Raw genomic sequence first — 16874 nt, forward strand, 5'->3', positions numbered from 1 at the left:
GGCAGTGTTGCGAGTCTGCTCACATAATAAACACTCCTGGTTTGCCGATAATCTCGATTCTGCTTTATAGTGTATATATATACAGTAATGAACGGAGGCAGCATGGACTACAGCATCAGGCAGCAACAGAAACGTACGATCGCTGGCTTTCATCTCGTGGGGCCGTGGGAAAAGACGGTCAAGCAGGGATTCGAACAGCTGGTCATGTGGGTAGACGGGCGTCATATTCAGCCGCAGGAGTGGGTGGCCGTTTATTATGACAATCCGGATGACGTTCCGGCAGAAAAGCTCCGCTGCGTTACCGCCGTAACGGTAGCGGACGATTTCACTATCCCTGAGAACAGTGAAGGGGTGATGATAACCGAAATTGCTGCCGGAGAGTACGCTATTGCCGCCGCGCGCGTTGAAAATCATGATTTCGCCACTCCGTGGTATCAGTTCTTCAACTCCCTGCTGGAAGACAGCAAATTCCAGATCGCGGCAAAACCCTGCTTCGAACGCTATCTGAACGATGGCAATGCTGACGGCTACTGGGATATTGAGATGTTTGTACCGGTAGAGCACAAAGTGAGATAATCCTGCGGAATGCAGGGTTTTTCAGCCGGGCGCGATCCACCCGGCTGAAAACACAGTACAATTGTGGTTTGCCGTAGAGCTGGAGACGGGTGTGCGCCCCGACAAGTCATTAACCCCTTTTGAAATTCGGTTATACAAACATTATCGCGTGGTGCACGGTTGCCGCATTGCGCTGGCGTTTGTGTTGACCTTCGTACTGGTTCGTCTGCTGGATATCCCGGAAGGGACGTGGCCGCTGATCACGCTGGTGGTGGTGATGGGGCCGATCTCATTCTGGGGGAACGTGGTCCCGCGCGCTTTCGAACGCATAGGCGGCACCGTTTTAGGCTCAGCGCTTGGGCTTATCGCCCTGAAGCTGGAGCTGATCTCGTTTCCGGTCATGTTGCTGTGGTGCGCGGTGGCGATGTTTCTTTGCGGGTGGCTGGCCCTCGGCAAGAAACCGTATCAGGCGCTGCTGATTGGCATTACGCTCGCGGTTGTGGTCGGCGCACCGGCGGGCGATATGACCACCGCATTGTGGCGAAGCGGGGACGTGATCCTCGGCTCGTTGCTCGCCATGCTGTTTACCGGCATCTGGCCGCAGCGTGCCTTCCTGCACTGGCGCATTCAGATGGCAAACTACGTCACGGCATTTAATCGGGTCTACCAGGCCGGGTTTTCGCCGAATCTGATTGAGCGCCCGCGGCTGGAAAAGCACCTGCAAAAAATCCTCAATGATGTGGTCAAAATGCGTGGGTTAATTACGCCAGCAAGCAAAGAAACCCATATCCAGAAAGCCATTTTTGAAGCTATTCAGACGGTCAGCCGTAATCTGGTCTGTATGCTTGAACTGCAAATCAATGCCCACTGGGCCTCACGTCCCAGCCATCTTCTGATGCTCAACGCGCATACGCTGAAAGAGACGCAGCAGATGACGCAACAGACCCTGCTGACCATCGCTCATGCGCTCTATGAAGGTAACCCGCAGCCGATACGGGCGAACAGCGAGCGGCTGAACGAAATCGTCGCCGAGCTCAAACAGCTGATGAATGAGCGCCAGGGCGACAATGTGGCGGAAACGCCCATCCACGGTTATGTCTGGCTGAGTATGGAGCTGGCGCGACAGCTGGAGTTGTTATCGCAGCTGATTTGCCGGGCACTGCGCAAATAAAAAGCGTATGTGATGCCTGCTGCTTCGATTCAGCAACAATTAGGGTTATGATGGTTTTAAACGATATACTCATTGTCATTCGCAGCCGCTGTCTGTTAAAACGGTTGCTTTAACGAATCCGAATCTCACATTATCAGGGGTGTAAAAATGGAAACTACCAAGCCTTCGTTCCAGGATGTTCTGGAGTTCGTCCGCCTGTTCCGCCGCAAAAACAAGCTACAGCGCGAAATCCAGGACGTAGAGAAGAAGATCCGTGACAACCAGAAACGTGTCCTGCTGCTGGACAACCTGAGCGACTACATCAAGCCTGGCATGAGCGTTGAAGCTATTCAGGGCATCATCGCCAGCATGAAGAGCGATTATGAAGATCGCGTTGATGACTACATCATCAAAAACGCTGAGCTGTCCAAAGAGCGTCGCGACATCTCCAAGAAGCTGAAAGTGATGGGCGAAATCAAAAACGTCGACGCTAAAGGCGAGTAATCGCACACTCTGTTGCCCGGTGGCGCTGCGCTTACCGGGTCTACAGGACTGTTATCACGTAGGTCGGGTAAGGCGAAGCCGCCACCCGACAATTTTACCGAACGCAGAAAAGCAAAAAGCCTGCTCTAAAAGCAGGCTTTTTAAATTTGGCTCCTCTGACTGGACTCGAACCAGTGACATACGGATTAACAGTCCGCCGTTCTACCGACTGAACTACAGAGGAATCATTGTGGAGGCTTATCTTAGCGGCGAAAAAACTTTTGTCAAACCTGATCTCAGGCAAAAGCGTTTGTTTGATGATTCTGTCGTCATTTTGTTGTAAATCCAAACATAATTTTATGGAAAATACTTTGCAGGATACGCATTTCTGCCCCATCATTTGAAATGGAGTTTCAACTTTCTCGCTAAGGTCCATTTTGAACGTCACCGCACCCCTACGCCAGGCGATTATGCGCACGCCCTGGTATGCAAAACGTAAGAGTTATCGAGTTCTCTTCTGGCGTGAAATCACCCCCCTTGCCGTGCCTATTTTCCTGGAGAATACCTGTGTCCTGTTGATGGGCGTGCTGAGCACCTTTCTGGTGAGCTGGCTCGGTAAAGAAGCCATGGCCGGGGTAGGGCTGGCGGACAGTTTCAATATGGTGGTGATGTCCTTCTTTGCCGCTATCGATCTCGGTACGACGGTGGTGGTGGCGTTTAGCCTGGGCAAGCTCGATCCGAAGCGTGCCCGCGAAGCGGCCAGACAGTCGCTGATGATCATGACCCTCTTTTCGATCATCCTTGCGGCGGTTATCCATTATTACGGCAAAGAAATTATCGATTTTGTCGCGGGAGAAGCGACCAGTGAAGTGAAGGATCTGGCTCTCACCTACCTGGAAATGACGGTGCTGAGTTATCCGGCGGCTGCCATCGCGCTGATTGGTAGCGGTGCGCTTCGTGGTGCAGGGAATACCAAAATCCCGCTGCTGATCAACGGCGGCATGAACATCCTGAACATCATTATCAGCAGCGTTTTGATTTACGGCGTCTTTTCCTGGGAGGGGCTGGGCTTTGTCGGCGCGGGTTTAGGGCTGACCATTTCCCGCTATATTGGTGCGGCGGCGATAATCGGCGTACTGATGGCGGGAATTACGCCATCGCTGCGCCTGACGCTGAAAAGCTATTTCCGTCCGCTTAACTTCGCCATTATCTGGGAAGTGATGGGGATTGGGATCCCGGCCAGCATCGAATCCGTGTTGTTTAACGGTGGGAAACTGCTGACGCAGATGTTTGTTGCCGGGATGGGAACAGACGTCATCGCCGGCAACTTTATTGCCTTCTCCATCGCCTCACTCATTAACCTGCCGGGAAACGCGCTGGGGTCGGCGTCGACGATCATCACCGGCAGACGTCTCGGAAAGGGGCAGATAGGGCAGGCGGAACGGCAGCTTCGGCATGTCTTCTGGCTTTCAACCATTGGGCTGACGGCGATTGCGTGGGGAACTGCGCCTTTTGCCGGGCTGATGGCCTCGTTTTATACGCATGAAAATGACGTGAAAGAGGTCGTGAAGGTGCTCATTTGGCTCAACGCGGCGTTTATGCCAATTTGGGCCGCGTCCTGGGTACTTCCTGCCGGATTGAAAGGGGCGCGCGATGCCCGGTTTGCGATGTGGGTCTCCATGCTCGGCATGTGGGGCTGTCGCGTCGTGGCGGGCTACACGCTGGGGGTAATGTTAGGTATGGGCGTTGTCGGCGTCTGGCTGGGGATGTTCCTTGACTGGGCCGTGCGCGGGGCGCTGTTCTACTGGCGCATGGTGAGCGGGCGCTGGCTGTGGAAATATCCGCGGAAAAAACCGGAGCAGGAGGTTTCGGAAACGGCAAGTGCCTGACAAATGTGCGAAGTGGAGAATAAATCGGCAAACGATTGAAAATCTGCATTCACCCTTTGACATCCTCAGGGCGCATCGATAATATGCGCCCCGTTCACACGATTCCTCTGTAGTTCAGTCGGTAGAACGGCGGACTGTTAATCCGTATGTCACTGGTTCGAGTCCAGTCAGAGGAGCCAAATTTAAAAAGCCTGCTTTTAAAGCAGGCTTTTTGCTTTTCTGCGTTCGTGAAATTGTCGGGTGGCGCTCCGCTTACCCGACCTACGGAATCCCAGGCCGGGTGAGTGGTGTGCGTGATGTGTCCTTGTTATCAGCGGAACGGTGGCTCATTAAAGGTGCGCAGCTTGCGGGAATGCAGTTTGTCGCCCTCTGCACGCAGTAAATCGATGGCGCGAATACCAATCTGAAGATGCTCTGAGATCGCCCCTTCGTAAAAACGGTTCGCCTGGCCCGGCAGTTTGATCTCGCCGTGCAGCGGTTTATCGGACACGCACAGCAGCGTGCCGTAAGGGACGCGGAAGCGGTAGCCCTGGGCGGCAATGGTGGCGCTTTCCATATCGATTGCGACCGCACGGCTGAGATTGAAACGCAGGGCGGAGGCGGAATAGCGCAGCTCCCAGTTACGATCGTCGGTGGTGACGACCGTACCGGTACGCAGGCGCTGCTTCACCTCTTCACCCGGCATGCCGCTCACCTCTTTAGTGGCGTCGTACAGAGCGCGCTGCACTTCCGCGATACTCGGGATAGGAATATCCGGCGGCAGAACCGCGTCAAGGACATGGTCGTCACGCAGATAAGCGTGGGCGAGGACGTAATCGCCAATCAGCTGGCTTTCACGAAGGCCGCCGCAGTGGCCGATCATCAGCCAGACGTCCGGGCGCAGTACCGCCAGATGGTCGCAGATGGTTTTCGCATTCGACGGGCCAACGCCGATGTTAATCAGCGTAATGCCCTGACCGTCGGCGGTGATCAGGTGCCAGGCTGGCATCTGGTGCTTTTTCCACGCCAGGTCGGAGATGGCTTCTTCCGGTGCTTCGGTTTCGGCGGTGATCCAGATCCCGCCCGCGCAGGAGAGGGCGATGTAAGGGCTGTCCGGATCGAGGATCTGGCTACAGCCCCAGCGGACAAATTCGTCTACGTAGCGGGTGTAATTGGTAAACAGCACGAACGGCTGGAAATGTTCGGCAGGGGTGCCGGTGTAGTGACGCAGGCGTGCCAGCGAGAAATCGACACGGCGGGCATCAAAGTGCGACAGCGGTGAAAACTCTGCCGGGTGATAGATCCCGTCCGCCGTCTCATCGCCAATCTGCGACAGCTCAGTGGTCGGGAAATGGCGGGTCAGTCCCGCGCTCATGGAGCGATCCAGCGTCAGCGCCGAGCCGTCTATCACGTACGGATAAGGGATCTCATGCAGGGACGGCTCAACGCTGATATGCGCGCCGTAATCCTGATACAGCAGGGTAAGCTGCTCTTCCAGATAGGGGCGGAACAGCGCAGGTCGCGTGATGGTCGTGCTGTAACAGCCGGAGTGGGTGAAACGCGCATAGGCGCGGGTTTTTGGATTGCTGCTGGCGCTGCCGTCCCAGGTGACAGAGAGCGATGGATAAACAAAAAGGCCCTGGGTTCTGGCCTTTTCATCGGGAAGTTTCCCTGTTTCGATATAGTCACTGATGGCGCTGCGCAGTGCATTGACGGACTGTTCATACAGCGCGTCGAGTTTTTCCAGCGCCTGAGCCGGGGTCAGGCTGGAGCCCTTATTATTCATGTCTGTCTCCTTGTTCCACAGGTGTGCGGCTATACCCGATAGTATGTCACACGCCTGTGAAACAAAAGTGAGGAGATCAGCTGTGCGCGGTTTCCTTCATCAACAGGGCGGTGGCGGCAGAAAGCAGGCAACCCGCCAGCAGATAAATCGCCACGCTGTGCCAGTTACCGCCCGAGAACGTCACCAGCGCGGCGGCGATAAACGGCGTAAACCCGCCGCCGACCACGCTCGCCACCTGATATCCCACGCCCGCGCCGCTGTAGCGGTAGCTTGCGCCAAACAGCTCGGTGAACATTGGCTGCTGCACGCAGACCACCATATCGTGAGCGATGTTCGCAAGCATGATCGCGAAGAAGACAATCCAGAAGACCGACTGTGCCTCCAGCGCCATAAAGAACGGCCAGGCGCTGAGTGTGCCGATGAGCGCCCCGGTGATATACACCCGTCGACGGCCAAAGCGATCCGCCAGCCAGGCGAAGCAGGGGATGGTCAGGCAGCTGATCCCGCCCACTACCAGGCCAATATTCAGGAACAATTCCCGCGGCAGGCCGAGGTTTTGCGTGGAATAGTTCAGGGCAAAGGCGGTGACGATATACATCGTCAGCAGTTCGCACAGGCGCAGGGCGATGATTTTCAGAAAAGCGCCAGGGTGCTGCACCAGCGCTTCCATCACCGGCAGCCGTTTTTTCGCGACCGGTTTTTCGCGCTGCTGTCGTTCAAACTCAGCTGACTCTTCCATGCCGTTACGGATCCACTGGGCCACCACGACCAGCACAATGCTGAAGATAAACGGAATACGCCAGCCCCAGCTCAGGAACTGCTCGTCTGTCGTGAGCTGGCTTATTAGCGACACCAGGCCCGTGGAGAGCAGCAGACCCACGCCATAACCCACCTGCACGCCGCTGCTGTAAAACGCTTTCTTGTTCTTCGGCGCGCTTTCCACGGACAGCAATGCCGCACCGCCCCATTCACCGCCGACGGCAAAGCCCTGAATGGCGCGCAGCGTCACCAGCAACACCGGAGCCCACCAGCCAATCGAGGCAAAGGAGGGCAAAATACCGATCAGCGCGGTGGCAATGCCCATCATCCAGACGGTGAGCATCAGCATACGTTTCCGGCCAAGGCGGTCACCGAAGTGGCCGAAAATTACCCCACCCAGCGGACGAAACAGAAAACCGACGCCGAAGGTGGCAAACGCAGCAAGCGTGCCCATGGCGGGGCTGATCTGTGGAAAGAATTCACGGTTAAAGACCAGCGCAGCGGTTATACCGTAGAGCAGAAAGTCATACCAGTCGACGACGGCGCCTGCGAAGCTACCTAAAGCGGCGCGGCGGGCGCGGTTAAGCGAAGGTGTCTCCTCGTTGCGGCGAGCGGAGATAAGGGTGGAGTCCATAGTTGTCCTGTCTGTACTGATTTTTAATTATTGGTATAAGAAAAGGTCACTCACATCGCGGCCGTCATATTGACGGAATGTATGAGACTACCGCGACAGGCGGCCTGAGAAAACGTTTTTATCTTTCCTGAAAGCGCTAAATAAATATATTTCATCTTACCCCGCCCCAACATAAATCAGCCTGTTTGGCTCCGGTTAGGTCTGGATGGTTTACAGTAATAACGATCGCAACGTGACGTAAGCTGAGGGAATAACCATGCAACGCCTCTTTCCTGCACTCTGGGTCGTTCTGTTTTTAGTGGTTTCGCCGCTGCATGCGGAGCCTAAAGTTTATGGCGAGCAGCGCATTCACCGCTGGTGGGACGCGCTGACGGACGATATTTCTCAGACCTGGGAGCAGCCGGAGCGTTACGATCTCTATCTGCCGTTTCTGAGCTGGCACGCTCGCTTTATGTACGATAAAGAAAAAACGGACAATTACAACGAAATGCCGTGGGGCGGGGGGCTGGGCATATCTCGCTACAGCGACGAGGGCAACTGGAGCGCGCTCTTTGCCATGATGTTTAAAGATTCCCACAACGAGTGGCAGCCCGCGATGGGCTACGGCTGGGAAAAAGGGTGGTATCTCGATAACGCGAAAGATTTCCGCCTGGGGCTGGGCGCCGCGGCGGGCATCACGGCCCGCGACGACTTTGCTAACTATGTTCCGCTTCCGTTTATCTTTCCCCTGTTCTCCGCCGGGTACAAGCGCGTTACCGTTCAGTTCACCTATATTCCCGGAACCTACAACAACGGCAACGTGCTGTTTGCCTGGCTGCGGCTGGGCTTTTAAAGGGTGATCACTTTTTTAGCCACCGCGTTGGAGAGGATCAGCAGAGAAAACAGGACCGACGTTATAAAGGTGAGCACGATCAGGGCAAGCTTGATGCTCAGCGAGGTCACCGGAATAAGGGCCGTCAGCAGGTGAAACACCGAGTAGTGCATAATATATACCCCGGTCATCGTTTTGCTGATGGCGGCCAGCACGGACTCCTTAAACTCCGCATTGCGGCGAAAGCGTACGCCATTTGCCGCAATCACCAGCGCGATAATCAGAATGTAGATTTGCGATCCGGTGAGAATAAAGGCGTTTCTGTCTGCTTTAAATAGCGCAAAAAAGAAGTGCCGCTCGTAAAACCACGTGAAGAGATAAATAAACGGTATGGCAATCACCGCGGTCCTGACCACATTTTTGCGGCCGATCCACGCCGCGATCTGCGGATCGCAAAAGAGCTGCCCCGTCAGATAAAACAGCAGCCACGTCCACAGGCGATACTGCGGCGACAATGAAAGGACGTGGGCATCAGGATAGAGGGCTGACAGCAAATCGTACCCGTATGAGAAAAGCAGCAGGGCGGCAATAACCCCGCAAAAGAGCGTTCGTCGCTGGCTGAGCCACTCCACCACCGGGTGAAACGTGTAAATCACGATAAACGCGAACACGAACCAGGGCTGGATCAGATATCCGCGCTGATAGGGCTCCCACAGGTAGTAAATCGTTACCCAGAACAGAAAGACGATCACCAGGCTTTTGATCTTATCCAGCTGCCAGCGCGTGCCGTGTCGGGATTGCCCGTCCAGATACCCTGCAACCACAAAAAATAACGGCGTGGCGATGGTCGAAATGAAGGTTAAAAAACCGAGGATCCAGTGATAGTCATAATCGTAATGATCCCAGGTGTTGTAGATGGTGAAAAAGGTGACCGCCGTCATACAGCCCAGCGTCTTGATGATATTCAGCCCTGTCGCATTCATTGTTGTTCAGCTTTGTCCTTACGATGGAAACACGCGTAAATTACGGGGAGTACCAGCAGCGTCAGGATTGTAGCAAACCCAAGCCCAAACATAATCACAACGGCCATGCTCTGGAAGAACACATCCAGCAGCAGAGGGGCGAGGCCGAGTACGGTCGTAAAGGCGGTGAGCAGGATGGGACGCAGGCGCGACGTGGCGGCGTACACGATAGCACTGTGCTGATCCTGCTGCGCTTTCTGCTGTTCTATCTCTTCCACCAACACAATGCCGTTGCGGATCAGCATCCCGCTCAGGCTCAACAGGCCAATCAACGCCATAAAGCCAAAGGGGATGCCGGTAATTAAAAACCCCGGCGTCACGCCGATCAGCGCCAGCGGCACGGTCAGCCAGATAGCGACGGCGTTTTTCACCGAACTGAACATCAGCACCGTGATCACAAACATCACCAGATACCCGAGCGGCAGCGTGGTAAATAGCCCCTGCTGCGCTTCGCTGGAGTTCTCCGCGTCCCCGCCCCACTCAATGCTGTAGCCGTGAGGCAGGGGCAGGGCATCTATTTGCGGCTTCACGCGGGCGAGAATATCGCCGGAGGTTTGCTGGCTCAACGGGTCAGGGTCGGTCTGCACGGTCAGCACGCGCGAGCGGTCACGGCGCAGGATCAGCGGATCTTCCCACTCCAGCGCGAAGCCGCTGACGACGTTGCTCAGCGGAATATACTGCTGCCGGGTCTGGCTCCAGACCAGGACGTTGTTCAGGTGGTTGGCGTCCAGCCGCTCGCTTTCCGGCGGGCGCACTACCACGGGCAGCAGATCGCTTCCTTCACGGTACAGTCCTGCCCGGCTGCCGGAGAAATTCATCTCCAGTGCGTTATCGACGTCCTGCTTATCCACGCCAAGCTCACGTCCGAGCGCGGTGACGTACTGCGGGCGGATCACTTTGCTGCGGTTTTGCCAGTCGTTCCTGACGCTGTCCGTCGCCGGATCGCGCGTAAGAATGTTGTCTACCTGGCTGGCGATCAGACGCAACCTGTCGGGATCGGGGCCTTTAATACGTATTTCAATGGCGCTGTCGCCGGAGGGGCCAAACATCACCCGCTTCGTGCTGGCGTTAACCTGCGGATAGTTCCGTGCGATGTACTCATCAACGTGGCGAGTCAGGGCGGGGATGTTACGCTGGTCGTCCATTCTCACCATGATTTGCGCATAGTTGCTGTACTGCCGCTGTCCGCTGTAGGTCAAAATAAATCGCATACTTCCCTGACCAATCGTCGAGACCGTGGTTTCCACGCCAGGCTGGCCGTTAATGGTTTTCTCGATATCACCGGTCATCTTCTCGGTCCAGTTAATGTCGGTACCGTAAGGGAGCCAGAGGTCGACAAAGAAAATTGGCGTACTGGAGGAGGGGAAGAAGTTCTGCCGCACCGAGCCAAAGCCCCAGATGGCGGCGGCCAGCAGTGCGGCCATCACTACCAGCGTTGGCGCTTTACGCCGTAACAGCGCGTTGAGTACCCCCTGATAGATCCGATAGATGCGTTTGTCATAGGGATCTGTTTCGTCGGCCTTTGGCGGTGCAGCATCTCGTTTAAACAGCCACCAATTAATCAGCACTGGCGTAATCGTGAGGGCTGAGAACCAGCTCAGCATGAGCGAAATCAGCAGAACCTGAAACAGCGACTTACAGTATTCGCCGGTGGAATCCTGCGACAGCCCGACGGGCGCAAAGGCCAGGATGGCAATGACCGTCGCTCCCAGCAGCGGCAGCGCAGAACGGCGAATAATGTCGCTAATGGCGTTCATCAGGGACGAGCCCTGCTGCCGGGCTACCAGTACCCCTTCGACAATAACAATGGCATTGTCGACCAGCATGCTGAGGGCGATGATCAGCGCACCCAGTGAAATGCGCTGTAGTTCAATACCCCAGAGATACATGATCAGCAGCGTGCCCAGCACGTTGAGGGCGAGGGAAAAGGCGATAATGATCCCGCTGCGTAAGCCCATAAAGATCAACAACACACCGATGACAATCGCCAGCGCCATCAGGAAGTTAATGATAAATCCGTTAACGGAATGCCCGACCTCTGCCGCCTGATCGTAAAACAGGTCGATGTGGATACCTGCCGGTTTCTCGGCTGACATCTGCTCTAGCTTCGCCTCCAGGGCATGTCCCACGTCGATCACGTTAACGCCGGGGATAAAGGAGACGCCCATGGTAACGGCTTTTCTGCCGTTGGCATGGTAGATGCTGGCAGGGGAGGCATCCAGCCCGCGTGACAGGGTGGCAATATCCCGTAAGCGGGTAGCCGCCCCAACGCCCGGCGGGGTCACGATGAGATCGGCCAGCTCGTCAATACTTTCGAATTCACCGGTAGGATGCAGGCGAATTGACTCAGTACCGGAGGGGATCTCTCCCGCGCTGGAGACCACGTTCAGCCTGCTGAGCTGGGCAGAAAGCTGGTTCAGCGTTATCCCGCGTGCGGCCATTTTGCTCAGAGAAATGTCCACGTTAATCTGCTGGGTGAGGGCTCCGCCGATGGCCACTTTGCCCACGCCTGGCACGAGGACCAACTCCCGGCGCAGCTGCTCGGCATAGCGAACCAGTTCCGGATTGCTGAATTCATCTCCGGAAATGGCAAAGAAAAAGCCGAACACATCGCCAAAATCGTCATTCACAAACGGGGTCACTACGCCGGGTGGAAACTGTCGGGCGGCATCTCCCACCCGGCGACGCAGTTCATCCCAGATTTGCGGCAGTGCATTTGAGTGGTAGCGCGAGGCTATGTTGACGGTGATCTGCGACAGGCCGTTGGAGGAGATGGAGCTGACGTTATCCAGGTAAGGTAACTGCTGAAGCGCGTTTTCCAGCGGCAGGGTGACCTCTTCCTCAACCTGCTGTGCCGACGCGCCCGGATAATGGGTGATCACCACCGCCGTTTTGATGGTAAACGCCGGATCTTCCAGTCTGCCGATGTTCAACAGGGCAATAATGCCGCCTACGCCCAGCAGCAAAATCGTCAGCCAGACGCGAACCGGGTTGCTGATAAACTGACGAGAGATATCCATTACAGTCCCCGTTCACGCGTCCAGATACGTACCGGCTGGTTGGGATGTAACTCCCCAACGCCTGCGGCCACCACGCGTTCACCCGCCTTAAGCCCACCGACGATGACGACGCCCTCAGCGCTGACTTGCCCCACGCTAACCTTACGATCTTCAAGGTGCAACGTATCGCCTTCGCCCGTCACCACCCAGACATGTGGCTCATTGCGCGGGCGGTTATCCGGGTTAAAGACCGCTTCAACCGGCACTACCAGCGCCTCACTGCCCACGCCAGCCGGAAGGTTGGTTAAATTGATGGTGACCGTTCCGCTGACGCCGCCCACGACGGGAAAATCATCCGGGCGGGGCATGGTTAAAATCACCTGCCAGGTCAATGTGTTGCTGTCGCTACTGCCTGAGTGCTCTTTGTACACAGCGGTAAACTCGCGACCGGGCAGGGCGTTGATCCTCACTACCGGTTTGTACTGCGCATTGCGGATATCGAAGGTGTTAAACAGGTTCTCTGGAAGGCTGAACACCACGTCCAGCAGGTCGGTACGGGTCAAAGTGACGACGGGCTGGCCGGCGGAGACGACCTGATGATTTCGCACATGTACGCTGGCCGCTGTCCCGCTAAAGGGGGCGACGAGCGTCATCTGGCTTAATTCTTCGCGCGCAATCTGTAGCGCGGCGTTTGCTGAATCGCGGTTGGCGCGCTGGACATCCATCTCGGCTTTCGACACGGCCTGGCGTCCCGCCAGGGTCTGGAAGCGGTCGAATTGCCGCTGAGCCAGGGTCGCCGCCGTTTGCCTGTCGTTCAGGCGCTGCCGGGCTTCACGGGCGTTGAGGCTGGCGAGTCGTTGCCCCTGTTTGACAATGGCACCCTGGCGAATGTCCAGGGTCTCAATCTGCCCGGCACGTTTGAACGCGAGATCCGTGGCGTCGCCGGATTCGATACGGGCGGGGAAGACGCGCTGCTGCGCGTTGCCAGCCTTCACCACCTCTGCGACTTTTACCATTTTCGGCAGGGGCGCGGCGCGGTCGGATTTCGGATCGCACGCCGTCAGCAGCAATAAAACAACAGGCAGAAGAGAGAGGTAGCGCTTCACAGTATTCCCCTGATAATAATTGTTTTATTTATTTCGTCATCAATGCTGGGGTGGCGCTATTCTGCCAGGGCCGAGACGACCACATAGGTAAATAAACCGATTGCTGTGCTGGCGATAATGGCGAGCGCAATAAACAAACCAAGGCGAATCAGGCTTAAACCGTACATGCATTCCTCCATGAGGTTGAAGGTGGCGCGGGATAAAGAGAATGAACGTGTTGCATGCCTGACTATGAGCATAGTCGGTGAATAAATAAATGTTAAATAACCATTATTAGTGGCGTGACATACTCAGGCGAAACAAGCGTTACGATAGCGTATCTCCTTTGAATAACATCCTGATATTCCTGTGCTACGTTTAATAGCATCCATTCCTTTTTTCCGTAAAAGGCATTCGCGCCTGTACCCATGGGGTTGATGCGATCTCTCCTGATTCACTCACTGTTGTGTTGGTTATAAAAAAGGATGCTTGATATGTATAAAACGATTCTGGTGCCGGTGGACGTATACGAAACAGCGTTGTCTGACAAAGCGCTACAGCATGCCCAATTCCTGGCGCAAAGCGCATCGGGTGATGTCCATCTGCTGTACGTTATGCCAAAGTTCTCGGCAGAACTGACCCGCGGTTTTATTGCAGACGCGAGAAAGATGGATGAATATATGATTAATAATGCTAAAGAAAAACTGGCTGCGCTGGTAAAAAAAATCAACCTGCCGGAAGCGAATGTCCATCTTCATGTTCGCAGCGGGAATATACGTGATGAGGTAATCAAACTGGCGGATGAACTTAACGTCGGTGCGATTATTGTGGGATCGCGTAATCCCAATATTCAAACCCATTTATTAGGGTCAGAGGCGGCGAGTATCGTTCGTTATGCGCATGTTCCTGTTTTCGTTATTCGTTAATGACATGAAAGCAAGGTGATTTCTGAAAAGAACCTGAGGAAGGAACGATGATAACAGAAAAGCCTCACCGCCCGTATTATCAACAGACCGTTGATGAAACCCTGACAAATATCCAATCCAGCCTCGACGGACTCAGCAGTACAGAAGCGACCGCCAGGCTGGAAAAATACGGCGAAAATGCCTTACCGCAAAAACCGGGTAAACCTGGCTGGCTGCGCTTTCTGGCCCATTTCAACGATGTCCTTATTTACGTTCTTCTGGCGGCAGCGCTGCTGAAGCTGATTATGGGACACTGGGTGGATATGTTTGTCATTCTTGGGGTAGCCATCATTAACGCCCTGATTGGCCATATTCAGGAGAGCAATGCGGAGAAATCGCTGCAAAGCATTCGCAATATGCTCTCCAGCGAGGCTGTGGTCATCCGGCAGGGCAACCATGAAACTATCCCGACGACAGCGCTGGTGCCCGGAGATATCGTCGTGATACGCGCCGGGGATCGCATTCCTGCCGATCTTCGCGTGACAGAGGCGCACAACCTGCGGGTGGAAGAAGCTATTCTCACCGGCGAATCCACGGTAGTGGAGAAAAGCAGCGATGCGCTCCACGGGGAGTTGCCGTTAGGCGACCGTTACAACCTGCTTTATTCTGGCACCACCGTCAGCTCCGGCGGAGGAAAAGGGCTGGTGGTGGCGACCGGTGGGGAGACTGAACTCGGCCATATCAACCAGATGATGTCAGACATTGAAAAACACCGTACCCCGTTGATGGTGCAAATGGACAAGCTCGGCAAGACCATTTTTATCACCATTCTGGTAATGATGCTGGCGCTGTTCGTTTTCAGTCTTATCTTCCGTGATATGCCCGTATCAGAGCTGGTGCTGTCGCTGATTAGCCTTGCGGTAGCGGCGGTGCCGGAAGGATTACCGGCCATTATCTCGATCATCCTCTCGCTGGGCGTGCAGGCGATGGCGCGTCGTAAGGCGATTATTCGCAAGCTGCCTACCGTGGAAACGCTGGGGGCGATGACGGTTATCTGCTCGGATAAAACCGGCACCCTGACCATGAATGAGATGACGGTAAAAGCGGTGATTACCGCGGACGCCACCTACCGCGTGGAGGGAGACAGCTACGAGCCGGTGGGCGCGATTCACCCCGTTGACGATCCGACACCGGTCACCGTGACCCAGGGATCTGTGCTGGAGCGCTATCTGCGCACCGTCGATCTATGTAATGACAGCCAGCTGATCAAAGATGAGCAGGGGCTGTGGAAAATCACCGGTGGGCCAACTGAAGGCGCGCTGAAGGTGCTGGCCGCCAAAATCCCGCTTCCGGCAATTGACGCCGAACTGCGCAGTAAAATCCCATTCGATTCGCAATATAAATACATGTCCACCCTCTATCGCCTGGGTGACGAAGAGGTGATGTTAATCACCGGTGCGCCGGACGTCCTTTTCCGTCTTTGCCAGCACCAGCAGACCCAAAACGGGCTGGAGCCGTTCAACCTGCACTACTGGGAAGAGAAGATTGAAGAGTATGCGCGCGAAGGATTGCGCATGGTGGCTGCGGCCTGGAAACCGGCCGCCAGCGGGCAGCGCGAGCTGACGCATGCGGATCTGCAAGAGGGGGTCATCCTGCTCGGCATTGCGGGCATGATGGATCCCCCGCGCCCGGAAGCCATTTCGGCCATTGCCGACTGCTTGCAGGCGGGCATTCGCGTGAAAATGATTACCGGGGATCATCCACAAACGGCGATGAGCATTGGGCAGATGCTGGGTATTGGCAACGCGGCGAGCGCCATTACCGGGCGCGAGCTGGAGGCGATGGACGACCATCAGTTGAGCGAGGCGGCGCAAAAATACGATATCTTTGCCAGAACCAGCCCGGAAGATAAATTCCGCCTGGTGCAGGCGCTGCAAAGTAAGCAGGAAGTGGTCGGGATGACCGGGGACGGGGTGAACGATGCGCCGGCGCTGAAGCGGGCGGATGTCGGCATCGCGATGGGGATCAAAGGTACTGAAGTCACCAAAGAAGCCGCCGATATGGTGTTAACGGATGATAACTTTGCCACCATTGCCCGGGCGGTCCATGAAGGGCGTCGGGTCTACGACAACCTGAAAAAGACCATTTTGTTCGTTATCCCGAGCAACATCGCCCAGGCCTTGCTGATCATAATTGCCCTGCTGGCGGGAAACCTGATCCCATTAACACCGGTACTGATCCTGTGGATGAACATGGCAACCTCGGCAACGCTGTCGTTTGGCCTGGCGTTTGAAGCGGGTGAGAAGGACATCATGAACCGGCCGCCGCGTAAGTCTAACCTGCATGTGATGGACGGTTATGCCATCTGGCGAGTGGTGTTTGTCGGCCTGATGATTGCCATCAGCGCCTTTGTGCTGGAGGCCTGGCTGCAACCTCGCGGCTACTCTCCGGAGTTCATCCGCACCGTGTTGCTGCAAACGCTGGTCACCGCCCAGTGGTTTTACATGCTCAACTGCCGCGTCACCGACGGCTTCTCCCTGAGTAAAGGTCTGCTGGCTAACAAGGGGATATGGATCGTGAGCGGCGTGCTGCTGGCCCTTCAGCTTCTGATCATCTATGCGCCGTTCATGCAAATGCTGTTCGGTACCGAAGCGCTACCGTTCCGCTACTGGATCATCACCTTCCTGATTGGGTTTGCGATGTTCATGATTGTTGAAGCAGAAAAAGTCCTTACCCGGAGATGGCGCACGACGAAAAGATGACTGAATGAGCAGGCTAAGCCTGCCCACCGGCAGGCTTTCTCTTTGACTGAGTACA

General features: G+C 55.6%; 12 protein-coding genes and 2 tRNA genes. 8 read left to right on the forward strand and 6 right to left on the reverse strand.

The features are described from left to right. Nucleotides 1-102: 102 nt before the first annotated feature. The 3 genes from sbmC to ACOTW6_RS10445 all read left to right on the forward strand — a co-directional run bounded on the left by sbmC (nucleotide 103) and on the right by ACOTW6_RS10445 (nucleotide 2209). The gene (gene sbmC / locus ACOTW6_RS10435) at nucleotides 103-576 is read left to right on the forward strand and encodes a DNA gyrase inhibitor SbmC (protein ID WP_062932884.1); all 474 of its coding nucleotides are present in this window, start codon (nucleotides 103-105) and stop codon (nucleotides 574-576) included. Between the two features lie 91 nt (nucleotides 577-667). Further along, a complete protein-coding gene (locus ACOTW6_RS10440; protein WP_017693112.1) occupies nucleotides 668-1726 on the forward strand; it encodes an FUSC family protein in 1059 nt (352 codons plus the stop codon). A gap of 147 nt (nucleotides 1727-1873) precedes the next feature. Beyond that, nucleotides 1874-2209 carry a DUF496 family protein gene (locus tag ACOTW6_RS10445; protein ID WP_000450410.1) on the forward strand — a complete coding sequence of 112 codons (336 nt, stop codon included), beginning with the start codon at nucleotides 1874-1876 and terminating at the stop codon, nucleotides 2207-2209. Between the two features lie 147 nt (nucleotides 2210-2356). On the opposite strand, the gene ACOTW6_RS10450 is transcribed toward ACOTW6_RS10445, so the two are convergent. Then, nucleotides 2357-2432, reverse strand: a tRNA-Asn gene (locus ACOTW6_RS10450). 226 nt (nucleotides 2433-2658) lie between these two features. Between ACOTW6_RS10450 and emmdR the strand changes: the two genes are divergently transcribed. Continuing rightward, a complete protein-coding gene (emmdR, locus tag ACOTW6_RS10455; protein WP_023324934.1) occupies nucleotides 2659-4077 on the forward strand; it encodes a multidrug efflux MATE transporter EmmdR in 1419 nt (472 codons plus the stop codon). Nucleotides 4078-4180: 103 nt separating this feature from the next. Continuing rightward, nucleotides 4181-4256, forward strand: a tRNA-Asn gene (locus ACOTW6_RS10460). Nucleotides 4257-4387: 131 nt separating this feature from the next. Here ACOTW6_RS10460 and ACOTW6_RS10465 read toward each other — a convergent pair. After that, entirely contained in the window at nucleotides 4388-5842 is a 1455-nt protein-coding gene (locus tag ACOTW6_RS10465) for an AMP nucleosidase (RefSeq protein WP_015572404.1), read from the reverse strand. A 76-nt stretch (nucleotides 5843-5918) separates the two neighbouring features. Continuing rightward, nucleotides 5919-7235: a shikimate transporter gene (shiA, locus tag ACOTW6_RS10470; RefSeq protein WP_062932885.1), complete on the reverse strand. Its 1317-nt coding sequence runs from the start codon at nucleotides 7233-7235 to the stop codon at nucleotides 5919-5921. 256 nt (nucleotides 7236-7491) lie between these two features. On the opposite strand from shiA, the gene pagP reads away from it, so the two are divergent. After that, entirely contained in the window at nucleotides 7492-8067 is a 576-nt protein-coding gene (gene pagP, locus ACOTW6_RS10475) for a lipid IV(A) palmitoyltransferase PagP (RefSeq protein ID WP_062932886.1), read from the forward strand. Here pagP and ACOTW6_RS10480 read toward each other — a convergent pair. The 3 genes from ACOTW6_RS10480 to ACOTW6_RS10490 are packed head-to-tail and all read right to left on the reverse strand — an operon-like array spanning nucleotide 8064 to nucleotide 13173. After that, a complete protein-coding gene (locus ACOTW6_RS10480) occupies nucleotides 8064-9029 on the reverse strand; it encodes an acyltransferase (RefSeq protein WP_062932887.1) in 966 nt (321 codons plus the stop codon). The genes pagP and ACOTW6_RS10480 overlap by 4 nt on opposite strands. Further along, nucleotides 9026-12088, reverse strand: a complete 3063-nt coding sequence (locus tag ACOTW6_RS10485; protein WP_121478794.1) for an efflux RND transporter permease subunit — start codon at nucleotides 12086-12088, stop codon at nucleotides 9026-9028. Before ACOTW6_RS10485 ends, ACOTW6_RS10480 begins: the two co-directional genes overlap by 4 nt. Then, complete coding sequence (locus tag ACOTW6_RS10490; RefSeq protein ID WP_176691869.1) at nucleotides 12088-13173, reverse strand: efflux RND transporter periplasmic adaptor subunit; 1086 nt, start codon at nucleotides 13171-13173, stop codon at nucleotides 12088-12090. Before ACOTW6_RS10490 ends, ACOTW6_RS10485 begins: the two co-directional genes overlap by 1 nt. A 473-nt stretch (nucleotides 13174-13646) precedes the next feature. Here ACOTW6_RS10490 and ACOTW6_RS10495 point away from each other — a divergent pair, with 473 nt between their 5' ends. Together ACOTW6_RS10495 and ACOTW6_RS10500 are read left to right on the forward strand one after the other, a co-directional pair. Next, complete coding sequence (locus ACOTW6_RS10495) at nucleotides 13647-14078, forward strand: universal stress protein (RefSeq protein ID WP_023303952.1); 432 nt, start codon at nucleotides 13647-13649, stop codon at nucleotides 14076-14078. A 47-nt stretch (nucleotides 14079-14125) separates the two neighbouring features. Beyond that, entirely contained in the window at nucleotides 14126-16819 is a 2694-nt protein-coding gene (locus ACOTW6_RS10500) for a cation-transporting P-type ATPase (RefSeq protein WP_121478795.1), read from the forward strand. Nucleotides 16820-16874 lie beyond the last annotated feature (55 nt).

This window comes from Enterobacter cloacae complex sp. IR5403 (assembly GCF_049238705.1).
GTDB classification, from domain to species: Bacteria; Pseudomonadota; Gammaproteobacteria; order Enterobacterales; family Enterobacteriaceae; genus Enterobacter; species Enterobacter hormaechei_C.